General features: G+C 49.8%; 15 protein-coding genes. 11 read left to right on the plus strand and 4 right to left on the minus strand.

What is annotated here, in order from left to right; all coding sequences use genetic code 11:
* Positions 1-669 precede the first annotated feature (669 nt).
* The 3 genes from GF404_08680 to GF404_08690 all read right to left on the minus strand — a co-directional run bounded on the left by GF404_08680 (position 670) and on the right by GF404_08690 (position 4,859).
* Positions 670-1,287, minus strand: coding sequence for an outer membrane beta-barrel protein (locus tag GF404_08680; GenBank protein MBD3382259.1), 618 nt, complete (start codon positions 1,285-1,287; stop codon positions 670-672).
* Between the two features lie 250 nt (positions 1,288-1,537).
* The gene (gene fusA / locus GF404_08685; protein ID MBD3382260.1) at positions 1,538-3,622 is read right to left on the minus strand and encodes an elongation factor G; all 2,085 of its coding nucleotides are present in this window, start codon (positions 3,620-3,622) and stop codon (positions 1,538-1,540) included.
* Between the two features lie 124 nt (positions 3,623-3,746).
* On the minus strand, positions 3,747-4,859 hold the full coding sequence (locus GF404_08690; protein ID MBD3382261.1) for a hypothetical protein: 1,113 nt from the start codon (positions 4,857-4,859) through the stop codon (positions 3,747-3,749).
* Positions 4,860-5,240: 381 nt separating this feature from the next.
* Here GF404_08690 and GF404_08695 point away from each other — a divergent pair, with 381 nt between their 5' ends.
* Together GF404_08695 and GF404_08700 are read left to right on the plus strand one after the other, a co-directional pair.
* The gene (locus GF404_08695; protein ID MBD3382262.1) at positions 5,241-5,744 is read left to right on the plus strand and encodes a DUF4136 domain-containing protein; all 504 of its coding nucleotides are present in this window, start codon (positions 5,241-5,243) and stop codon (positions 5,742-5,744) included.
* Positions 5,745-5,887: 143 nt separating this feature from the next.
* On the plus strand, positions 5,888-6,349 hold the full coding sequence (locus tag GF404_08700; protein MBD3382263.1) for a peroxiredoxin: 462 nt from the start codon (positions 5,888-5,890) through the stop codon (positions 6,347-6,349).
* A 197-nt stretch (positions 6,350-6,546) separates the two neighbouring features.
* Here GF404_08700 and GF404_08705 read toward each other — a convergent pair whose 3' ends face one another.
* Positions 6,547-7,410, minus strand: coding sequence for a hypothetical protein (locus GF404_08705; protein MBD3382264.1), 864 nt, complete (start codon positions 7,408-7,410; stop codon positions 6,547-6,549).
* 155 nt (positions 7,411-7,565) lie between these two features.
* Between GF404_08705 and GF404_08710 the strand changes: the two genes are divergently transcribed.
* The 9 genes from GF404_08710 (at position 7,566) to GF404_08750 (ending at position 20,969) form a co-directional block, all read left to right on the plus strand.
* A complete protein-coding gene (locus GF404_08710; GenBank protein MBD3382265.1) occupies positions 7,566-8,258 on the plus strand; it encodes an outer membrane beta-barrel protein in 693 nt (230 codons plus the stop codon).
* A 153-nt stretch (positions 8,259-8,411) separates the two neighbouring features.
* Positions 8,412-9,161 (plus strand): YebC/PmpR family DNA-binding transcriptional regulator, encoded by a 750-nt coding sequence (locus tag GF404_08715; GenBank protein MBD3382266.1) that lies wholly within the window; start codon positions 8,412-8,414, stop codon positions 9,159-9,161.
* Entirely contained in the window at positions 9,154-9,648 is a 495-nt protein-coding gene (gene ruvC / locus GF404_08720; protein MBD3382267.1) for a crossover junction endodeoxyribonuclease RuvC, read from the plus strand. Before GF404_08715 ends, ruvC begins: the two co-directional genes overlap by 8 nt.
* Entirely contained in the window at positions 9,609-10,247 is a 639-nt protein-coding gene (gene ruvA, locus GF404_08725; GenBank protein MBD3382268.1) for a Holliday junction branch migration protein RuvA, read from the plus strand. The genes ruvC and ruvA overlap by 40 nt, the downstream gene beginning before the upstream one ends.
* Positions 10,248-10,319: 72 nt before the next feature.
* Positions 10,320-11,849 (plus strand): T9SS type A sorting domain-containing protein, encoded by a 1,530-nt coding sequence (locus GF404_08730; protein MBD3382269.1) that lies wholly within the window; start codon positions 10,320-10,322, stop codon positions 11,847-11,849.
* A 231-nt stretch (positions 11,850-12,080) separates the two neighbouring features.
* Positions 12,081-14,687, plus strand: a complete 2,607-nt coding sequence (locus tag GF404_08735) for a hypothetical protein (protein MBD3382270.1) — start codon at positions 12,081-12,083, stop codon at positions 14,685-14,687.
* A 112-nt stretch (positions 14,688-14,799) separates the two neighbouring features.
* Complete coding sequence (locus GF404_08740) at positions 14,800-17,025, plus strand: hypothetical protein (protein MBD3382271.1); 2,226 nt, start codon at positions 14,800-14,802, stop codon at positions 17,023-17,025.
* Positions 17,026-17,034: 9 nt separating this feature from the next.
* Positions 17,035-19,839 carry a hypothetical protein gene (locus tag GF404_08745; GenBank protein ID MBD3382272.1) on the plus strand — a complete coding sequence of 935 codons (2,805 nt, stop codon included), beginning with the start codon at positions 17,035-17,037 and terminating at the stop codon, positions 19,837-19,839.
* A complete protein-coding gene (locus tag GF404_08750; GenBank protein MBD3382273.1) occupies positions 19,827-20,969 on the plus strand; it encodes a PQQ-binding-like beta-propeller repeat protein in 1,143 nt (380 codons plus the stop codon). Before GF404_08745 ends, GF404_08750 begins: the two co-directional genes overlap by 13 nt.
* Positions 20,970-21,375 lie beyond the last annotated feature (406 nt).

The following is a 21,375-nucleotide window of genomic DNA, read 5'->3' on the forward strand; positions in this document are numbered from 1 at the left end:
CAAAAATTGGGGTAATTCTTATCCAGCTGTTTTGAGAAGTATTGATTATATTAATCGCTATAGTGTAGTGCAGCAGTTTTGGCAAAAACGCTGTTATGATCATAATTGCAGAACGAATGAATCTGTTACTGAGAAAATAAAATATTGTCATAAAAACCCTGTAAATCGTGGGCTGGTAAAATATCCGGGTGACTGGCAATGGTCAAGTTATAATTGGTATATTGGCAGAAATAATGTTCCAATAGATATTGACGAAATATGTTGTTAGAAACCCACGATGAATCGTGGGCCACCCGCCCGCTCACCATCGAAGCCAAAAAGATTTGTGCAAAGTATGATTGCAAACAAGAAACATGTGATTGGAATTAGAGATTTATTCATTATGCCTCCTGAATAGATGAGTGATTCAATAAGCATATTGATTTTTGAAAAGATGTCAATAAGATAATAGCAGATTTGCTTAAGTGTCAGGTCACAATTCCGCAAAAGCGGAATCAAGACCTGACACAACAGAATAATGTGTTAGAAACCTACCTCTAAAGACGTGGGGTACCCACCCTGACACAACAGAATGATTGTAGTGATTAATTATGGTGTCTATTGGGTAAGGGTAAATAAAAAGCCCGGCTTCAGCCGGGCTTTTATCTAAGATACAATTTGTATCAGGTCTTATTCCATACCGCCGAACCAGATGTTGACACCGGCTTTGAAATCGATGAAATAATAGTTGCCATCAACTTCGCCGACTTCTGTACCATCAGCTTCACCAGTAGCACCATCGAGCATCAGGTAGTCAAAACCGAGTTCGCCGAAAACGGTGATCATTTCGCTGACCCAGTACTTCAGGCCGACACCGGCCTTGAAATAGAACTTGTTGTCCCATTCGACATCTTCGCCGTTGTAGGCTTCAGTGGTTTTGCTCATGAGCATACCAAAACCAGCCATGGCATACGGACGATACATGCTTTCCGGCATGAACATATATTTGCCGAGAGCGCCGATCATCATGGCATTGTACTTGGAATCGATGTCATCATCACCACTACCGAAAGTAGCATAAGTGAAGTCCAGACCGAGACCGACGTTGTTGGTGAAGAAATACTCAGCGCCACCGCCGAATTTGAAACCCATAGCCAGATTGGCTTCGTCTTCATCACCCATATCACCCATCGGCATACCGATACCGGCAAACGGGGTGACGTTGAACATACCTTCGACATCCTGAGCATTAATCACTGAGAATACACCAAAAACCATGATGCTGAGAATAATGAGAACCTTTTTCACGAGTGCCTCCTTGCTGTTATAGCAATATAGTTATTTAAGCAAATTATTTACACAGATTCTATAGAGAAAAAAATTGTAGCTGTTTTTTCTGCCTTCATCACCTCCCTCTGCGGTTAGGGCCAAAACCTACTAATTTATTAATAATTATCAGGTTAGTCGGCCTCTATGCTCTCCTCATACTTGAGACGAACGATACTTTTTAAACAAACAAATTCAACAAAAACTTTAGAAAAAATCGTACGTAATTTTTCTACGATTGTTCCTTCATTTGTTTGGCTTCTTCGATAATTTTTTCTGTGATTTCCCTGGGCACTTCCTCGTAATGGGAGAAACTGCGTGTGTAGAAACCGCGTCCCTGGGTCATCGAACGCAGGCTGGTAGAATACTTATACAATTCAGCCTGTGGCACCCGGGCTTTAATCCTCTGGTTGGGGCCCTCGGGCTCCATGCCCTGGATCTTACCGCGACGGGAGGACACATCCCCCATAATATCGCCGGTATAATCATCGGGAACGATAACTTCGAGGTTATAGATCGGCTCTAAAAGGACCGGATCGCATTTCATGAAAGCCTCTTTGAAAGCCATCGAACCAGCAATCTTGAAAGCCATATCTGATGAGTCGACGGTATGATACGAACCATAGAAGAGCGCGACTTTGACATCGACGACCTTATATCCGGCCAGTGCGCCTTCCTCCATAGACTCCACGATACCTTTTTCGACCGAGGGGATAAATTTGGCGGGGATCACGCCACCGGTGATTTCATCGAGAAATTCGAAACCTTCGCCACGCGCGTTGGGGGACATGCGGATATGCACATCTCCGTACTGGCCCTTGCCGCCGGTCTGCTTTTTATATTTGTGCTGTACTTCGGCTTTTCCCTTGATTGTTTCGCGGTACGGAATCTTCGGTTTGGAGGTGACAACTTCCACACCGAAACGCTTTTTGAGCTTGTCAAAAATGATGTCAAGTTGCAACTCGCCCTGGGCAAACAGCAATGTCTGCTTTATCTCGGGGTCGACCTTGGTCAAAAAAGTCGGATCCTCGGCTTTCAACTTGGTAAGTCCGGCCGCGACCTTTTCCTCGTCGCCTTTGGCCGCCGGGGAGAAACCGACATCAATAACCGGTTCCGGGAATTCCAGTGCGGGCATCTCCATCGGATCACTTTTAGCAGTCAGGGTGTCGCCGGTATGGGTTCCGCGCAGTTTCACAAACGCGCCCATATCGCCGGCCTTGACTTGCTTGATTTCATTGCGGTTTTTGCCGTTGACCTGGTAGATCTGGGCGATCTTTTCGGACGATTTCACATCCCTGGCAATCGCGAGATCATCACCGGGAGCAACCTTGCCGGTCATGACCCGGAAAAACAAAAGCTCTCCGACATGAGATTCCGAGACTGTCTTGAAAATGAAAATGACCGGGGGCGCACCCTCGGAAACCGGACGGCTCATCTCTTCGTCGCTGTTCGGCTTGAAACCTTTGATTTCGCCAAAATCAGCCGGCGAGGGGAAATACTTGGTCGCGAATTCCAGAAGCGTCGGTACTCCGGCCATGGTGGTGGCGGAGGTTACGAAAACAGGTATGACAGCGCCACCGACTATTCCTTTTTTGAGACCATCCTGGATTTCTTCCGGGCTCAACTCTCCGGCATCGAAGAATTTTTCCAGGAGGGCGTCATCGGATTCAGCGACGTTTTCAACCAGTTTGTCATGAGCCTCATCCACGGTGCCGGACAAGTCACCGGGGATATCGATTTCGGAGACTTTGCCTTTATCATCGAAACTATAAGCTTTCTTGGTAATCAAGTCGACTACACCCTTGAAACCGAGGCCCTCACCGATCGGAATTGTGACCGGGATGACCTGGTGGCCGAAACGTTCCTGGAGCATAGATACTCGTGAATCGAATTCGGCATGTTCCTTGTCGATCTTATTGATTACAAAACAGCGCGGTTTTTCATATTTGTCAGCGTACCTGGCCGCCATCTCCGTGCCGATTTCAATTCCGCCGAGTGCGTCTACGACTATGCAGGCGATATCGGCAACCGCCAGTCCGCCCACAACTTCGCCGATAAAGTCGGCGTAGCCCGGCATGTCGATGACATTGAACTTGGTGTTCTTATACTCGAAATTGAGCATGGAAGCTGAAATAGAGATTTTTCGGTTGATCTCCTGCTCTGTGTAATCAGAAAGAGTATTACCGTCGTCGACGCTACCCAGGCGGCTGGTCACGCCGGCCGCGAAAGCCATTGCCTCAGCCAGAGCAGTCTTACCGCAGGTGCCGTGCCCGACCAAACCGAGATTGCGTATCTGTTCAATTTTGTATTCTTTCACAACCTTAACTCCTGCTTATTATTCCATGCAAAATTAAACCACTGATTATATAACATGGTCATACCCTTGTCAACGGGATTTTGAGATTATTTTCAGGAGATTCAGGGTAAGATATTAAAACTGATCAGAGCGTAGCGGCCCATTTGAGCGAGGAGCTCATGACTGCGGCCGGTTCGAAGAAATCGGAGGCTTCTTTGACAGATTCGATATATCCGCTAAGACATCCGCTGTCATAGACATACCGGCGACCATCGAGGTCCCATTTGGCCAGGCTGATCTGGTCGTCGGCGATTTCCAGCGAAGTCAGGCCGTCGGTATAAAGTCCGCACCCGGTGTTGAAATAGCAGGGCAGAGGTTTACGGCTGGGATCCAGCGGGTCGGGTAGAGGGCGTTTCTGGCTCTCATTGAGCCATTCGCGGAAGATCTTCTCCAGCCGGCCCAGAAGCTCGCCGACCACCTGCAGGTTGGCCCGGTTGGCCAGGATATCCTCCTGGAAGCGATGAATCTCTTCCTCGAGCAGATCTTTCATCCGCTCGCCATAAGAGTGGCTGGCGAAGATGGCGTTATGGGAGTGACCGCAGGTGACGATAACTCCATGCTCGCGGGCCCAGGTGTAATAGACGTGCTCATAGTTTCCGGCGATCTGTGAAAGTGTGGCCGAAGGGTGGCCATAGAATTTAAACAATCTTGCCAGCGGTTCGACTTTCTTGAACAGGTTTTTGACCAGCCAGCGCGAGATCGGAATCCGGCGGTCGGATTCAAGCGATCCCTGGTGACCGTGCAGAAGCAACATACGGGTTTCGCCGTGTTCATCGATCAACCGCACCGCCTCTGACATAGTTCCGGCCCGGGTGGGATCATCACGGGTCGACATACGGTAGCTGGCCCAGTCTGTGTCATGGTTGCCGATTACACGATAGACATTGTCCTCGCCATATTCGCGGATTACATTATACAGGGATTTGTCGTAACGCTTGACAATCTGGCTCAGGCGGAATTTCCAGAGCTCCTCGATATCGCCCAGAAGCATCAGCTTGTAACCGTTTTCGAGATAATGGACCAGTGCCGACTGCAGTGATTTGAGATTGTCGCGGAAATTGTCCCAGTAACTGCCGTTACCCAGATGCAAATCGGAGATCATCACAAACCTGTTGCCGCCGATTTCGACCTTAGGAACCAGGCTGTCCTGCATAATTTTATGCAACCTGAGATATGTGTCCTGTTTATTATGTGCCACAACCCTCTCCGTAAAACGTGAAGCGCCTTAGAAGCTTCGCTTCTGTATATACACAGTTTTATTATACTGCGTTTGACCCGTTCTGTTCCGTTGTCGGCTCGGACTGCTATAACTTTTAACAGCCGTCGTTGTCATTCCGGGGATCATATAAGTTATTGTTTAATAGTTAACAAGCATAAAAGCGATCTTCATGAATTTCTAACGCCTGCCAAATATTCCTTATAAATCCTTAACATAATACACTTTAGGTACACCATCCGGCATCCTCACAAAGGCGGGGACAGCGTGTGTCGATTAAGCGATGGTATAATCGCTCTTGAATTCCTTGTTTAATCGCCGATATAAAAATACACACCATTTCTTTTTTCGGAGGTACATATTATGTTAAAAAGATTTGTAATTTTCGTCTTTCTGACGGCATTTATAGTAATCGGATGTTCATCCTTCAGCATTCATACCGATTATGACCAGAGCGCGGATTTTTCGGGTTACGATACTTTTGGATGGGTAAAACATAAAAACGTGAGAATGGATCGCAAGGGCCTGATGAATGCCAAAATTCGTTCCGCTGTCAAGGCTGAGCTGGAATCGAAAGGGATGAGGTTCGTCGAACGTGCCCCCGATTTGCTGGTTAATTATCATTTTGGTGTACGCGATAAAATCGATGTCGATGTTTACGGTTACGGCTACCGGCCGGGATGGAAACGGCGTGTTGTGCGTCATTACAAAGAAGGCACGCTGGTTCTGGATATAGTCGATTTCAGCAAAAAACATCTGATCTGGCGTGGTTCGGCATCCGGAATAGTCGGGCCACCGGCGGACGCGCAGGCTAAAATGGCAGAAGCTGTGGCCGGTATCTTAAAAGAGTATCCACCCTCGCAATAGTAATAAAAGAGTGATCCTCGCACGCTCAAGCCTCGCCTCCGGCGTGGCTTTTTTTTATGGATCGGGTCGGGTATAAAACTGTTGCCGGCCGGTTTTAACATTTATATTATTTCAGGGAAAGTTTCAATCATGGAGGTATTATCATGAAATTCTCTCTACTCGCGATACTGTCCGTTCTGATAGTCATAGCTGTTGCCTGTCAGTCCCCCCAGACCAACGATGCCAACGCGCAGAAGTCTGAAGAGCCGGCGACCGACGGCGTATTCATCCATATCACCAAAGGCCCCGATCATCCGCATCAGGTCCTGATGGCGCTCCAGATGGCGGTCATGATGGCTGAGACCCAGGATGTGCTGGTTTACCTGGATATCGAGGCCGTGCATGTCGTCCTGAAGGATTCTGAGGATTTGGCATACAGTCATTTTCCAACCTCGCACACTCAGATCAATAAACTGGTCGAGATGGGTGTGCCGGTCATGGCCTGTCCGGGTTGCCTGAAAGCGGCCGAGAAGACCGCCGGGGATCTGATGGAGGGAGTTCAGGTTGCTGATAAGGAAACGTTCTTCAATTTTACCAAAGGCCGGATACTTACTCTGGATTATTGATAATCATTTCTGCCTTCGGCAGGTGCTAATGTTTAGCAGTTTAATTATTGCAGACGTCTGTCACAAAAAGATCCTGACTGCGCATCAAGATTTCTTCGTCGCTGTGCTTTTCTCCGTGACAGCAACGGCGAAATTGTAATAGCGCACTTCAAGCTGAAGTTCGAAGCAGGATATGACGGAGCGCTATAAGACAGCTTTTACTTAATTGAGTAACCGCTCAGGGTAAGTACATTTTCTGAATCGAAAGTGCCGATAGCTTCGGACGGGTTCTCGCAGGTAACAAGCTGGATGTCTTTGATTAGAATACTGCGTTTAATCAGTCCCGATTCAGATATGTAATCATGGTAAATCAGGTTTGAATCCCATTCTCCATCTTTATCTGTGTCCAACAGCCATTGTACTTTCATACACAGATGCTGGGCTGAGTTGGCTTCTATCGTCACCGTATCAACAACTACTTTATCGATACGAATCTTGCGAGGTGGCTCGTTGGTGGACCACTGCTGGCCGACTTTCAGCGGGTATTTTAAGCTCCTGCGCGGTCTGTCGTAGTCTCCATGTAATGAAATCCCCGCAATACTACCGGTCAAGAACGAGCTGATTTCAGATACGCTGTTGAATGCTCTGCCGTTAAAGCGATAGTAAGGCATTCTGGGATTTGTCTTGAGCGGGATCATTTTCTTGTTTAAGCTCGATCCATAGTAGTAAAAGCCATTGGGTGTATTACGAAAATAACTTGCAGTATGGAAAGTGTCCGCCGGGAACTGAATAAATATTTCCTCGAATATAGTAGCTTCGATCGAATCCATTAACGTAGTGTCTTTGATAATCTCAACTGTGGAATGCTCATCTATATTATCCTGATACTGCGCCTCAAGGCTGTCGGGTTGAAAATTAACCATCAGGTTGCTTCCGCTGTATTCCCATCTGGTGCCGGTTTCAAGTGGATACTGAAAACTCGTGAATGGTGGATCGTTGGGTTTTTTGGAGCAACTTGATACTGTTATTAAGGCCAGTGTAAAAAGGACTATGTATGCCGTTGCTTTTGAATAAATTTTCATACTTGCCACCATGGCTGGTTACTACAATATACCAGGTTATCATCGAGCGGAAAGCGTTTTTGGGCGGGGATTATAAAAAAAGGATGCGGACCTGTTCAAAAAGCTTATAATACTGCCTTGAGCCGCATTGCAAATCATGGAGGCGGAGAGAATCTATGAACGATTTACGAATTATTGTTTTATCAGTTGTTTGTGTTTTGCTTTTTGCTCCTGCAGTTTCGGCGCAGAAGAATGAGCAATATTCTCATAGCTATCCGATTGGTCTGAGAATATACGGTGGATTTGGCCTTCCGGGTGGTGCCTTAAGCGACCCCTATATCAACGCTGAAAGTGGTTTGAACCGCAATCCGGGTTTTGAAGTCGGCGGAGTGCTCGACTTTCATATCACCAACAGGTTAGCGATCGGCCCGGAAATCAACTATTCAAGCTACCCTGACAGGGAATACAATCTCGGCGAGCTCAATAATCATTTCAATGTTCTCAAGCTGGGCGGACGACTGCAGTACACGCTCTTCACAGGAAAAGTGCACAGGTCCTTCGCGATACTGGGAAGCGGAGTAGCCTCGGCCAAGATATCGAAATTCGCGCTGGATGCCGATACCCGGGAAATTCTCGATCTCGAATATAATGACAAGCCCTATGTCTATGTCGGGGGCGGGGTGATTTTTATGCTCTCACCTAATTTCAGCCTGGTTGGTGAAATCGGGATAGATTTTTTACTGCTTAAAGGATCGAAGTTGAATATCAATGATGGTGTTCTTGTGGACGAAGACAGCGGCGAGCCTCTCGAAGTGAGTGATAACTACTATATTTTGGATTTCAAGTTCGGGTTTGGATTCAACCTGTAAAAAATGGGCCATCCGGGACCGGCAAGACTTGATATAGACGACTGCAACCGTTTACCGCGATGAATTGAAAAAGTTACCAACAATCCTGTTGCGTTTTAGGCTATTGTTGTTAAATTATTAGAAAATCTTGTAATTTACAGAGGAGATACTGAAATGTCAGGTCATTCAAAATGGGCGACAATCAAACGCAAAAAGGGCAAACTGGATGCTCAGCGTGGACGGATGTTCACCAAATTGATCAAGGAAATTAGTATAGCGGCCAGAAATGGCGGCGGAGACCCGGATTCCAATCCCCGCTTGCGAACCGCGATCCAGACTGCCAAGGCCGCGAATATGCCGCAGGACAATATAAAAAAAGCGATCCAGAAAGGCACCGGTGAACTGCCCGGTGTAACCTATGAGGAAGCCACCTATGAAGGTTACGGACCGGGTGGAGTGGCGGTAATTTTGGAAACAGTGACCGACAACAAAAATCGTACGGTGGCTGAAATCCGGCACCTGTTCTCCAAGTACAACGGTAACCTGGGTGAAACCGGGTGTGTCGGCTGGATGTTTGACAAGCGCGGGCAGATCCTGATCTCCAAGGACAAAATAGACGAGGAACAGCTGATGGACCTGGTGTTGGAAGCCGGCGCCGATGATCTTGTCGGACAGGAAGATATGTTCGAGGTGATCACTCCATTTGAGAAATTCGAGGCGGTCAAGTCTGCTGTGGAAGGGGCCGGAATCGAATACAACGAAGCCAATATCGATATGCTCCCGCAGTCAACTGTCAAGCTGGAAGGATCCAAGGCGGAATCGATGATGAAGCTGATGATGTCTCTGGAGGAACACGATGATGTCCAGAACGTCTATGCCAACTTCGATATCGATGAAAGCCTGATGGAGAAGCTGAGTGCCTGAGGCGATTATTATGGGGGTGGATGCCGCCCTGGCCGCAACCGGCATCGGAGTTATCAAAACAGCGGGCGATCAGGCCGAGGTGCTGGACACGGAACTTGTCCGCACCAGCGGAAAGCAACAGCTGGCCCGTCGAATCGACAAACTCTATCGTTCGTTGTGCTCTAAAATTGAAACATATAAACCCAATATCCTCGCTTTAGAGGATATTTTTTATTCCAAGAATATCAGGATCGCCCTCAACCTGGGGCAGGCGCGCGGGATGGCTATCCTGGCCAGTGCCCAGTACGATATCGACCTGTACGAGTTTTCGGCAAAAGAAATCAAAATGGCGGTGACCGGCAACGGCGCCGCCTCCAAACAGCAGGTCGCCTTTATGGTCAGGACGCTTTTAAATCTCGAGGACGAGTTCGAAACTTACGACATCTCCGACAGCCTGGCGGTGGCGTTATGTGCCGCCAGCAGGATAAACCTGGAAGTCTATCTATGATCGCTTATGTCTCCGGACGGCTGGTGGAAAAATCAGCCAACCTGGCGGTAATCGACAACCGCGGTATCGGTTACCGGATGATAATCTCGAGCACCACCCTGGCCGGTTTGCCGGATGAGGGCGCCGAGGTCAGGCTGACAACATATATGCATGTGCGTGAAAACGAGATCAGCCTGTTCGGTTTCGGCCGCAGGGATGAATTGGAATTGTTCGAGGTCCTGATCTCGATTTCAGGAATCGGGCCACGGGGGGCGGTCAAGATCCTGTCCGGCAGTTCCCCCGAACGTTTCAGCGAGATGGTGGCCGCCGAGGATGTCGCCTTTTTGACCAGCATACCCGGGATCGGCAAAAAAACCGCCCAGCGTATTATAGTCGAACTGCGCGAAAAACTGCCCGCCCTGACTGCCGATAAGAAGCTGGTTCCGGGATTGGACAAGGACAAGACCGATGAAGTCATCCAGGCTCTTGCTGTACTGGGGCTCAGCAAGCATGAGTCGCGAGTGGCGCTGGAAAAGACGGTCGCAGCGATGGGGCAGAAGAAGATCGCAAGCCTCTCGACTGAAGAACTGATCCGCGAAGCGCTCAAGACCGGGCGCTGATTAACATTTGACACCCGCTCGAAAATTCATTTATTTATAATACTCAACGTTTATTTCGCAGGAAGGGATTCCGTGATTCGTCTGGTTCTGCTGATAGTAGTGCTTTTTGCTTCAACTCTCAAAGCTACAGATATATTGGCGGTATACGGTGAGCAGGTGTCCGCCCGGCGCGGGATGCTGGTCTGGTTCTGTGAGGGGATCAATCTGACGGGGTTGTCCTACGACGATTGCGAGATGGATGGTCATCACTATGTCTCCGAACAGGACCTGCAGAACCGTTCAGCAATTTCCTATGACCTCACTAACCTCCCGGTGTTTTTCAGAGAGGTAAAGGTATTTCTGCCTCCCAACGATTTTTTCCCGGGTCAGCCAGGCGACCAGTCGAGCCCGTTTTATGTAGGGCTCAATCGCGACGCTGGCGGTTATCCGGGGGATTATCTCTATGGTCCGGTGCAGGCGGATGTGCCGGATGAGTGGAGCCTGTTTGGCCAATGGGTGTCGCGATCGACCGAGCGCTTGATCACGACTGACAGCCTGGTCTGGATCACGGTAAAATGGAAACCTGAAACCCCCGGGGCCCCGGTAATAGGCTTCGATTATACTGATTCACCGTTGCGGAGCCTGGCAGGCTATTTCGATGGTTCGCTCAACTGGGTGCCGTTGAGCGGTGGAAATATCATGGTGCGCGGGGAATACCTGGCCAACGATCTAAAGGGCGATCTCATGCTCGATTCAGGTGCGACAGTGCCGGACAGTTTCAGAATATATTCAGCCGGGGTGCCCACTTTGACTGCTGACGATGTCTACTACGACACCACCGTGGTCGGAAACCTGCACGCCAGGGTGAAGCTCGATTATCTGGACAACTACTTCATCCTGACAGCGTTTAAAAACGAGATCGAATCATCGGCTTCGTCGAGAGTCCATATCCCTGGAACCTACACACCCCGGGCGGTAATCGATTTCGATCCGGATCAGCTCGATATCATACTTCCCAATGTCTGTGATACAGCGTTTGAATTGATTTTGCAAAACGAAAATGGCGGAGATATCGATTACAGGGTTACTAACTGGAGTATGCTGGAGCTGAAGCGTTCGGATGCTTTTGATTTCGATATATACCCCAAATCCGGCAGGATAACCAATTTTGATGAGGACACATTGCGAATTGAGTTTTCTCTCGATCAGGCCCAGCTCGGACGCTTCAAGCTGATCGTGCGATTCGAGTTCGAAGACAGTGTCAGTATTTACCAGGATGAAGAGTTCGAGATAAATTTGCAGATAGACCAATTGACCTCTGCCGACGACGAGTTCGATGAGGTTCTGCCTCAGGATTTTTATCTGGGTCACAACTATCCGAATCCTTTTAACTCACGGACAGTGATACCGTACACGAATAATACCGGCAGTGTGGCCCAGCTTGAAATCTACGATTTGCTCGGTCGCCTGGTGGCTCACTTTCCGCTAAAACCGGCTAAAACAGGATTGCTAACCATCGATTTGGAAAACCTCGGTCGGAAAAAAATATCAAGCGGGATATATTTTTACAGGATTCGTGAAATGCGTTCCGGGCAGGTTTGCAAAATGAGCTATCTTAAATAAAGAAACACGTTTCTACAAATACTGTATCTTATTGTGATATAATAATATATACTAGTAAAAAAGACTTGACATTATATGCCCGCTGTGTTAAGCTTAAGTCAGGACTGACACTCTAAAACTATACATCAACCTGGCAAAATTTTGATAAATCGTACCCATTGCCGCTGAAATTCGTGTGCTCTGTGCACAATTCTATCTATAATATGTGTTTTTAGCCATGGGAGGGAACTCATGAAGATTGCTTTGCCGCAAGTATTAATTTTCTGTGTCGTACTGATTCTGCCAGGTCTGCTGGTAGCGGACTGGATTGATGATGACGGGCACAAGATGCACTTTCCGCAACATCCCGACGTGGTCGGTTGGGATGTCAATGCGACAGCTCCGGTGGTCGTGGCTGATGACTGGACCTGTTCGGAAACCGGCTGGGTCAAGGATATCCATTTCTGGGGCTCCTGGCGCAACGGTGTCGAGGGGCAGATCATCGGCTTCCAGCTGGCGATCTATTCCGATATACCCGCCGATCCTCCGCAGATACCTTACAGTCGTCCGGGCGACCTGTTATGGGAAGCGGAGATCATGGAGTTTATCATAGCTACACCGGTCGATCCACCGGGGCTCCAGGGCTGGTATGATCCTGCCGAAGGGATCATCATCCCGGAAGATCACATGAATTACTGGCAGTACAATGTATTTCTGCCGGAAGCACAGTGGTTTTTCCAGGAGGAAGGGACTGTCTACTGGTTGCAGATATCGGCTATTTTGGCTGACCCGGCTGCTACGCACTGGGGGGTGAAGTCCAGCTTCGAGCATCATCTCGACGATGCCGTATGGGGATTTCTTCCGCAACCGGACTGGATCGACCTGTGGGAACCGCCGGATTTCATGCAGTCGCTGGATCTCTCGTTTGTGATTACCGGCGGTGCCGACGAGACCGGGGCCTGCTGTTTCCCGGGGACTTCTCAACTTTTGAGCGACTGCGTTATCACCACGCGTGACAGTTGTGTCAACTTTTACGGCGGGGTTTACGAGGGTGATGGTACGGTCTGCCAGGGTGTTGAAGCCTGTTGCCTGCCGGACTCATCCTGCGTGATGGCCGACGCGCTCTGCTGTGAAATCGAGCTGGGTGGCACCGCCATGGGGGCCGGGACAAGTTGCTCCGCGCCAGAGGCCTGTTGCCTGCCGGACGGCAGTTGTACCGATCTGGATCCTGTCTGTTGCCTCGATGTCGGCGGAACTCCGCAGGGTGCCGGGACATCATGTTCCGGCCAGACGATTGCCTGCTGTCTGCCGGATGGAACCTGTATGGATATGGATGAAATCTGCTGTGACGATCTGGGGGGCGTGATTTCACCGTTTTCCGCGTTCTGTCTGGGTGATGCCGACGGCAACGGTATCGACGATGCCTGCGAGGAGGCTGAACGGGAGGCATGTTGTCTGCAGGACGGCAGTTGTCTGGAGACAACTCCTGACTCATGCCTCAACTTCTATGGCGGTACACCACAGGGAGCGGGCACTGCCTGTGTCGATTATACGGTCGCATGTTGTCTGCCGGATGGTACCTGTCTGGATACCGATCCGCTCTGTTGCGATGATATGGGCGGGTTTGTTTCACCGCATTCGGCATTGTGTCTGGGTGACGGCGACGGCAACGGTATCGACGATGCCTGCGAGGAACCGCAGGAGGATACCTGTGAATATTACAAACCGCCGTACGAAGATTATGCTCCCAACGGTATGCCGGATTTTGACCAGAAACAAAACAACTGGATCGGACCCCCGTTCGGCACATGGACTCATGACGGTCCGGCGGCGCTGGCCAACTGTCTGTGGTGGTTCGACTCCAAGTTCGAACCGTTCCCGGTCGATCCGAGGCCGTTTTATCCGGATCCATCAGCCCCGGCTCCCAACGATAATTTCGGGCTCCTGCAGAGCTACGGTCAGTGGGACGACCATGATACGAACAACGTGGTGCCGTTTATTAATGACCTGGCCGGCTATATCAATACCAACGGCGGTCCCTTTGGAGGCGGGACAGTTATCTTCGATATCCAGGCCGGATTCGAGCAGTGGTTGATCGATCACGGTCTCGAGGATTATTTCACGATCGACATCATCCCCGGACCGCCCTGGGAGTTGATTCGCGATGAGGTCCTGCGCAGTCAGGATGTGATCCTGCTTCTCGGTTTTTACGAGCAACAGCAACCGGATTTCTGTTGCCGTCTGGGTTCTCACTACGTGACAGTAGCCGGTGTCTGCTCCACGCAGGCTAAAATCTGTATCTCCGATCCGTTTTACGATGCCAATGAAGGAGAACCTCCGGCGGGAAGCGCTCATGGCTCCACAGTCCACAACGACGCTTTCTTCGTCTCCGGGCCTCACGGGACGATCCATCATGATATCTACGATGTACAGCCCCAGATGATACCCTGTCCGCCTTCGGTTGCGATGGTTGAACTGCCGACCTACCCGGTGGTCTTCCCGGATATTGCCAATTTCTTCCAGCTCAACGATTGGGAGCCGATGGGTTGTGAGTATCAGCAGGGCGAAATCCGGACACTGGTCGATTGGGCGATCGTGATCTGTCCCTGTGAGACCGCTATCGGTAACTGCAACGGTGACGCCGTCCTGGATGTCTCCGACGCGGTTTATGTTATTAACTACGCGTTCGCCGGCGGACCATCACCGGTGCCGTATCCGATCGCTTCAGGCGATGCCAACTGCGATTGTACGGTGGACGTTTCTGATGCCGTTTATATTATTAATTACGCATTTGCCGGAGGTCCGGCGCCGTGCACATGCATGGAATGGCTGGATACCTGCGGTCCGCCACTGCGTTAGTCTGTCAGTATCAGAAGGAGCGCCATCCGTTTAGGCGGGTGGCGCTTTTTTGATGTGATTTAATCAGTTGTTGGCCTAAAACTTATGCCCCTTCCGGCCGATTAATTAGAGGATGGACACACAGACAGGAATTAAGCCCAGAAGCGCTGACGCCCCGACTCTTGTCCGTGAGATAGAAGCCGCTATCAAGCGCTTCAATATGTATCCCGCGGGTCATCCGGCCTCTAAGTCGGCGGCGGAAGTACCCTATCAGACCCTCAAGAAACTGCTCGACGAACACAAGCATGTGGTTTTGGGGCTGGCCGAGGGACGGCTGGCATTGAACGGTATTCCAATCGAGGGGCTGACCGGTAAAATAGTGGTGGAGGAGGCTCTCAAAGCCCTCAACATCAACAGTATCACTTTCGCCCTCGAGGTTAGTCAGGACGATTTTCAGAAATTTTTGAATTATTTTGTCGGTAAATCCGGTGGAAAAGTCGAATGGAACAATCTCGAGGAGTATATCGACCAGAATTCTGTCTCGGGGATTTCGATCGATGAGCTCCGCTATGAACTGGTCGGCAAAGATCAGGCCGTGGTCGGAAAAGACGCGGTGGTCGGCCCGGGTGGAAAGGCTGTGCCGATCTCATCTGTCTTAGGTGACAACCCTGAGCTGGTGCTGGGGCTTCTGGCCAATAAGCAATCCGCCCAGAGCGGGCTGGCTGAAAAATATTCTGATGCGATTGACTTCGACAAACTCAATCAGGGCATCGAAGAGGAGATCAGCGGTCTCAATGACGATCAGATGATGGGGATCATTGTCTCCAGCCTGCGTGATCATGTCAATCTCTCTGACGACTACGATGAAGTCGATATGCAGGAGATGCTGTACAACATTACCGAGATGCTGGAAAAACGCAATCAGGCCGAGATGCTTCCCAGGATTCATAAGCTGGCTGAAGAACTGCATTTGATTGACAAGAAATATATCGACCTGATTCTCGACAAACGTTATTCCCGTAAACGGCTCGCTTTTGACGAACTGGAGACCACGCGCGAGGATATTACGGCTGGAAAAATCGATTTGGAAAAATTCGCCTCAATTCCCAAACGCTTCAATATTTATGAAGACGAGGAATACGCGAAAAACTATATTCGTGACCTGGTCTACAAAGTCAATTCAGATTCCGCCCCGCTCGAGCTCCAGACCGGTTTTGAACGCCTGGTGGCGAGCGCGGTCGACAACAAAAGCGAAGTCTGTCTCGACGAGCTGTATAACCAGGTCAAGATCGCACTTTCAAATTTTGAACAGCCTCCTGAGAAGTTCGATTACTATCTGCGCCAGGCTGTCAAGCTGACCGACTGGCTCTGCCTGGGAGAAAACCTGGAAAAATTCAAAGAGCTTCTGGACGTTGTGCGGGTTTATACGTCTGAAGAGCTGACGACTTCTCTGGATAAACGGCAGTCGTCGAAAGACTTTATAGATCAGATTGGTACAAACCAGCTGGCCTTGAATCTCGTCAAACAATTGGAAAAGAATTTCGAGAGCCTTAACCGCAAGACGTTCGAGGTTCTCAAAAAGCTCGAGACGCAGGCGGTCGCCCTGCGCCTGTGCGAGTACCTGACCTATTCCGACCGGGCCATCAGGCTGTTTATAATCCGCGTTTTGTCGGAATACAAATGGGCATCGCCTCTGGCATTTAAGCTGATACTGGCGGATAAGAATCTTCTTAAACGTTCCGGAAACGAAGCCTTCATGTCGGAGGAGAGCTGGCGTAAAACCAGGAATATCGTGCTTGTCTGCGGGAACATCGGGGGACCTGAAGCATTAGAAATCTTAGAGGGCCTCAAGCAGGATCCCGATCCGCGTCTGGCCGAGGAGATGGTTCTCGCGCTGGAAAAAATAAAAACCGAAAAGGCTTGCGCAATACTGAGTAGCTATCTTTATTTCAACGACAGCAAAATCAGGTTGCGGGCCGCCCAGGCTCTGGGTACGATTGGAAACGACACCTGGCTTCCGAATTTGACCGACGCTTTCAGCCAGGCAGAGGATATCAGGATGCAGATGATTCCGATTATCGCCAGCCTTGGAAAAGAAAAGGCACTGCCGTTTTTCAGGCAGATACTCCTGGATCAGAAGCAGTCTTTTCTGAAGTCGTTTCTGGGGAAGTCTTCCGATGAATTCGTTATGCAGATACTCTCGGCCTTGATCAAAATACCCTCCGAGAAGACGCTCAAGCTTCTTGATGATTACAAGAAAACTTTCGGGCGCGGCCTGGGAGCGCTGTTTCAGTCCAACAAGCTGATGGTCGCGATCGAAAACGTGAGAAGATCAATACAGAAAAAACTCAACCGGTAAAACTTCTCAATGAGGTCTGCCGTGTCTTTCAAAAAAACTATCCTCATAGCAGTTGCCCTGTGTTTGCTGATACCGGCCCTGCTTCAGGCGCAGTTCTATTTCGGCAAAAACAAGGTGAACTACGAGACTTTCAACTGGAAAGTGCTCAAAACCGAGCATTTCAAGATCTACTTCTATGAAGAAGAGAAATGGCTGGCCGAGATAACGGCCCATTACGTGGAAGAAAGCTACGACTTCCTGCAGGCCAAATTCAATCATCATATCTTCGATGAAGTCCCCTTGATTATTTACAGCACCCCTAATTATTTCAGCCAGACCAACGTGATCCCGCAGATACTGCCCGAAAACGTGGGCGGGTTCACCGAATTCTACAAGGGACGGATGGTGGTGCCATTTGACGGGTCGCTCTATGATTTTCTGCGGGTGGTGCAACATGAGCTGGTGCATGTCTTTACATACTCGAAGCTGACCAAGGTCCTGCGTGACCACAAGAAATTCACCCTCTACGGACCGCCCCTGTGGTTTACCGAGGGTATCGCCGAGTACTGGTCGAGACCCTGGTCGACCGAGGCCGATATGATGATCGCTGACTTGATGATCTCGGGAACGTTTATCGATTATGGCAATATCTACGCCATCTCCGGGACGTTTTTGATGTACAAGGTCGGTGAATCATTGTGTAAATATATGGCCGAAACCTACGGGCAGGAAAAACTGACTTTAATATTTGAGAACTGGTGGAAGGAATCATCATTTGAGGATGTGGTCGAATACACGATCGGCAAGCCCCTGCGCCGGATTTTCGAGGACTGGCAGTACAATCTCAAGAAGAAATATTTCCCGACCATGGCAGAAGCCGATTATCCCGGCCGTTTCGCCACTCGCCAGAGCGCTCGCGGATTTTTTGTCAAGCCGATAATTGCCGAGGTCAACACCGACAGCGGTCGTGTCAAGAAACTGATCTACAAAGCCAACAAGCTCGGCTACTCCGGGATCTATGCCCGGGCTTTAAACAGTGATCCAAAGAGCAAGGATCAGACCCTGCTTAAAGGCGAGCGTTCCTCGGAATTTGAATCATTGCACCTGATGCGTTCGGCCATCTCGGCCAACCGCCTGGGTGAGGTCGTTTTCGCCTCCCGCAGTTATGACCGCGATGTGCTCTACTTCATGGATGCCAAAACCGGCGAGGTGGAGCGCTCCGAAAAATTCGACAGCCTGGTTTCGATCGTGTCGCCGGCGTTTTCTGCTGACGGCAGTTATGTCGTCTTTGCCGGGGCAAAAAAGGACGGTCGTTTCGACCTCTACCTGTTCGCTGTCGGCAGTTCGGAACTGACGCGTTTGACCGATGATTATTACAATGACCGCAGTCCACAGCTCAACCCCCGCAATGACAGGATCGTTTTTACCTCCGACCGGGGTGAATTCGGGCCTGAAGGATACCAGAACATTTTTGAATATGATCTCGCGACCGATTCGATTCGACAACTGACATACGGTAAACAGATGGATCTGTCGCCGGGGTATTCATCCGACGGCAGGTGGATACTGTTCAGTTCCGACCGTGCCGGTCGATCCAATATCCATGTTCTCTCGACCGAAAACGACAGCCTGTATAAAATCGGCAACACCGTCACCGGATGTTTTGACCCGGTCTTTTCGCCCGATGACAGCCTGATCGTTTTTTCCGCGTTTCAGGAGTACGGCTTCCAGGTTTATACATTGCCGTTTGATGATTCCCTGATGATTCCGGTCGAGCGCGAGGAAATCGTCTATGCAGAATGGGAACCGAGCCGGGTGGGCGAAAGCTATATCAGCGGTATCGTCAAGTATGATAAGGATTACTCGCTCGATGTGGCCCAGTCCGCGATTGCCTATGATGCCGTTTACGGTTCGATGGGCGGGGTACAGGTCGGGCTTTCGGATATGCTGGGCGACCACCAGTATTACTTTTTGCTCTACAATACCGCCCAGCAACAGTCGGACTTTTTGTCGTCTTTCAACCTCGCCGCGACTTATCTCAACCGCGAGAACCGGCTCAACTACGCCTATGGAGCGTACCATTTCTATGATGAATACGACGACGCCTATGAGGGCTTGTTCTCGGAACGCGTTTACGGCCTGATGGGTTCATTGAGCTATCCCTTCTCCAAGTTCCGGCGGATTGAGACCAGCCTGTTTGTGCGTAAATCCGAGAAAGACAGATACCTGCCGGGTACCTATCGCGATGCCTGGCTGTCGAGCTTGTACCTGTCCTATGTCAAAGACAATTCGATCTGGGACATGACCGGACCGCTGGACGGTTCGCGTTATATAATATCACTGGGCTACACTTATGATTTCAAGAGCAACCGTGCTTTTAACCGTTCGTACATGATCGACCTGCGCAAGTATTTCCGGCTGGGACGTTATTCAGCCTATGCAGTCAGGCTCTTTCATTACACTTCCGCCGGTGTGGAACCGCGTCGCCTGTATATGGGCGGTAGCTGGTCGATGCGCGGTTACGATCGTCGTACCTGGTACGACCGCCATTTGCTGTTGTTCTCCAATGAACTCCGGTTCCCGCTGATCAACCGCCTGCATATCGGCCTGCCGATCGGCAATATCGGGTTCACCGGTATCAGGGGAGCTGTGTTTGCCGATGTCGGCTCGGGGTGGGAGGATGAATTCGACCAGCTCTATGGCTCTTTCGGTTTTGGCGCGCGGGTTGCCCTGGGATATTTCCTGGTGCTCCGTTTCGACCTGGCGCGTACGACCGATTTCGACACGATCTCCGATAAATGGAAGTTTGACTTTTTCTTTGGATGGAATTTCTGATGAGAAAATGCGTAATTGTCATATTGCTAGGGCTGTTTGTGGCTATGATTAGTTCGTGCGCGCCGACATTCAAGAAGTTTCGGACGATCAATAATGCTCCCGATGAATGGAGCATGTTCCGCAACAGCCTGAGGGGATATTACCAGAAAGATGTCTACGGTTCTGATATCCGCAGTCTGGCCTGGAAAGGGGAGATGAAGGCCCGCAGTTACACCTCGCCGGTTGCCACTGCGTCCTATGTCGCGGTGGGAGCGCGTGATTCATATATGTATTTCTTCGACCTCGAACAAGGCGAACGAATCAACGCTTACAAGTTCGAGTCGCCGGTGGCGCAGAGCCCGATGATTTCCAACAAGATTCTCTACTCCGCGGCCGGTCCTGATGAGAATTTTGTCACCGGGATCAACCTGATCAATGGCAAGCCGGTGTTCAAAAAACGATATCCGGATGTGCAGGCCCCGGTCGTCGGTGATCAGCAGTTTCTGTATTTCGGCGATCATGCCGGAATCTTCTACTGTATCGACAAATACTCCGGCACCGAGATGTGGTCGTTTAAAACCGAGGGACAGATTCTCAATGCTCCAGCGATATATGACGGTGTGATCTATTTTGGCTCGCTGGATGAAAACCTTTATGCGCTCGATAAAGAGAGCGGTGATCTGATCTGGTCGGCTTCACCGGGTGGCGCGCTCAATTCCGCGCCGGCTGTCGATTCAATAGCGGTTTACATCGGCTCATACGACGGTCATATTTACACTCTGGATATCTCTGACGGCAGTCTGATCTGGAAGAGTGAAACCGGCGCGCAGATTACGTCATCGCCGGTTATAGATGATTACAATGTTTATATAGGTTCCAATGATCGCAGTATGTACTGTCTCGAAAAATCTACCGGACGCCGGGTATGGGATTTTCCGTCGGATGGCGCGATCAATTCAGCTCCATTGGTCTTGGAGGATGTGGTTGTGTTTGGTTCGATCGATGGACGCATGTATATGCTCGACAAAAACACCGGGGCACTGATATTCTCGCATGAGACCGAGGATATGATCCGTTCCTCACCGATCTATTTCAACGGCAAAATCTTCGTCTCCTCCCTCGACAAACATCTGTATTGCTTCAGCAGGTAAGTTTGATATCGTCATTTCGGCCGATCCGGCTTCTGCCGGAGAGCAGAGAAATCTTCGTTTAATCGTCAAATGAGATTGATTTGTTATGGCAGGTCTTGAGCGCTCTACGTAGTCGAGAAATTGTGACCTGCCATTAAGCGTCAGGTCGCACCTCCGACTCGAAGTCGGAGCCAGGACCTGCCCCAACATTAATAAATATTCCCCTGCCATTTTTACCTGCCGAAATCTGCCAAAATGACACATATCCTGTATAAGTGGCATAGGTCTGCCAATATGGCGTATTTGGCGGCCATGCTCGTTTTCTGTCAAATCCTACTAAACTATTGCTATATAATATGATATGCGAATCATACCGGTTTTGGCACGATGGTTGTATATATACAGGATGAAAAAGAAAGAAAGAAAA

The organism is Candidatus Zixiibacteriota bacterium (assembly GCA_014728145.1).
Lineage (GTDB): Bacteria > Zixibacteria > MSB-5A5 > JAABVY01 > JAABVY01 > WJMC01.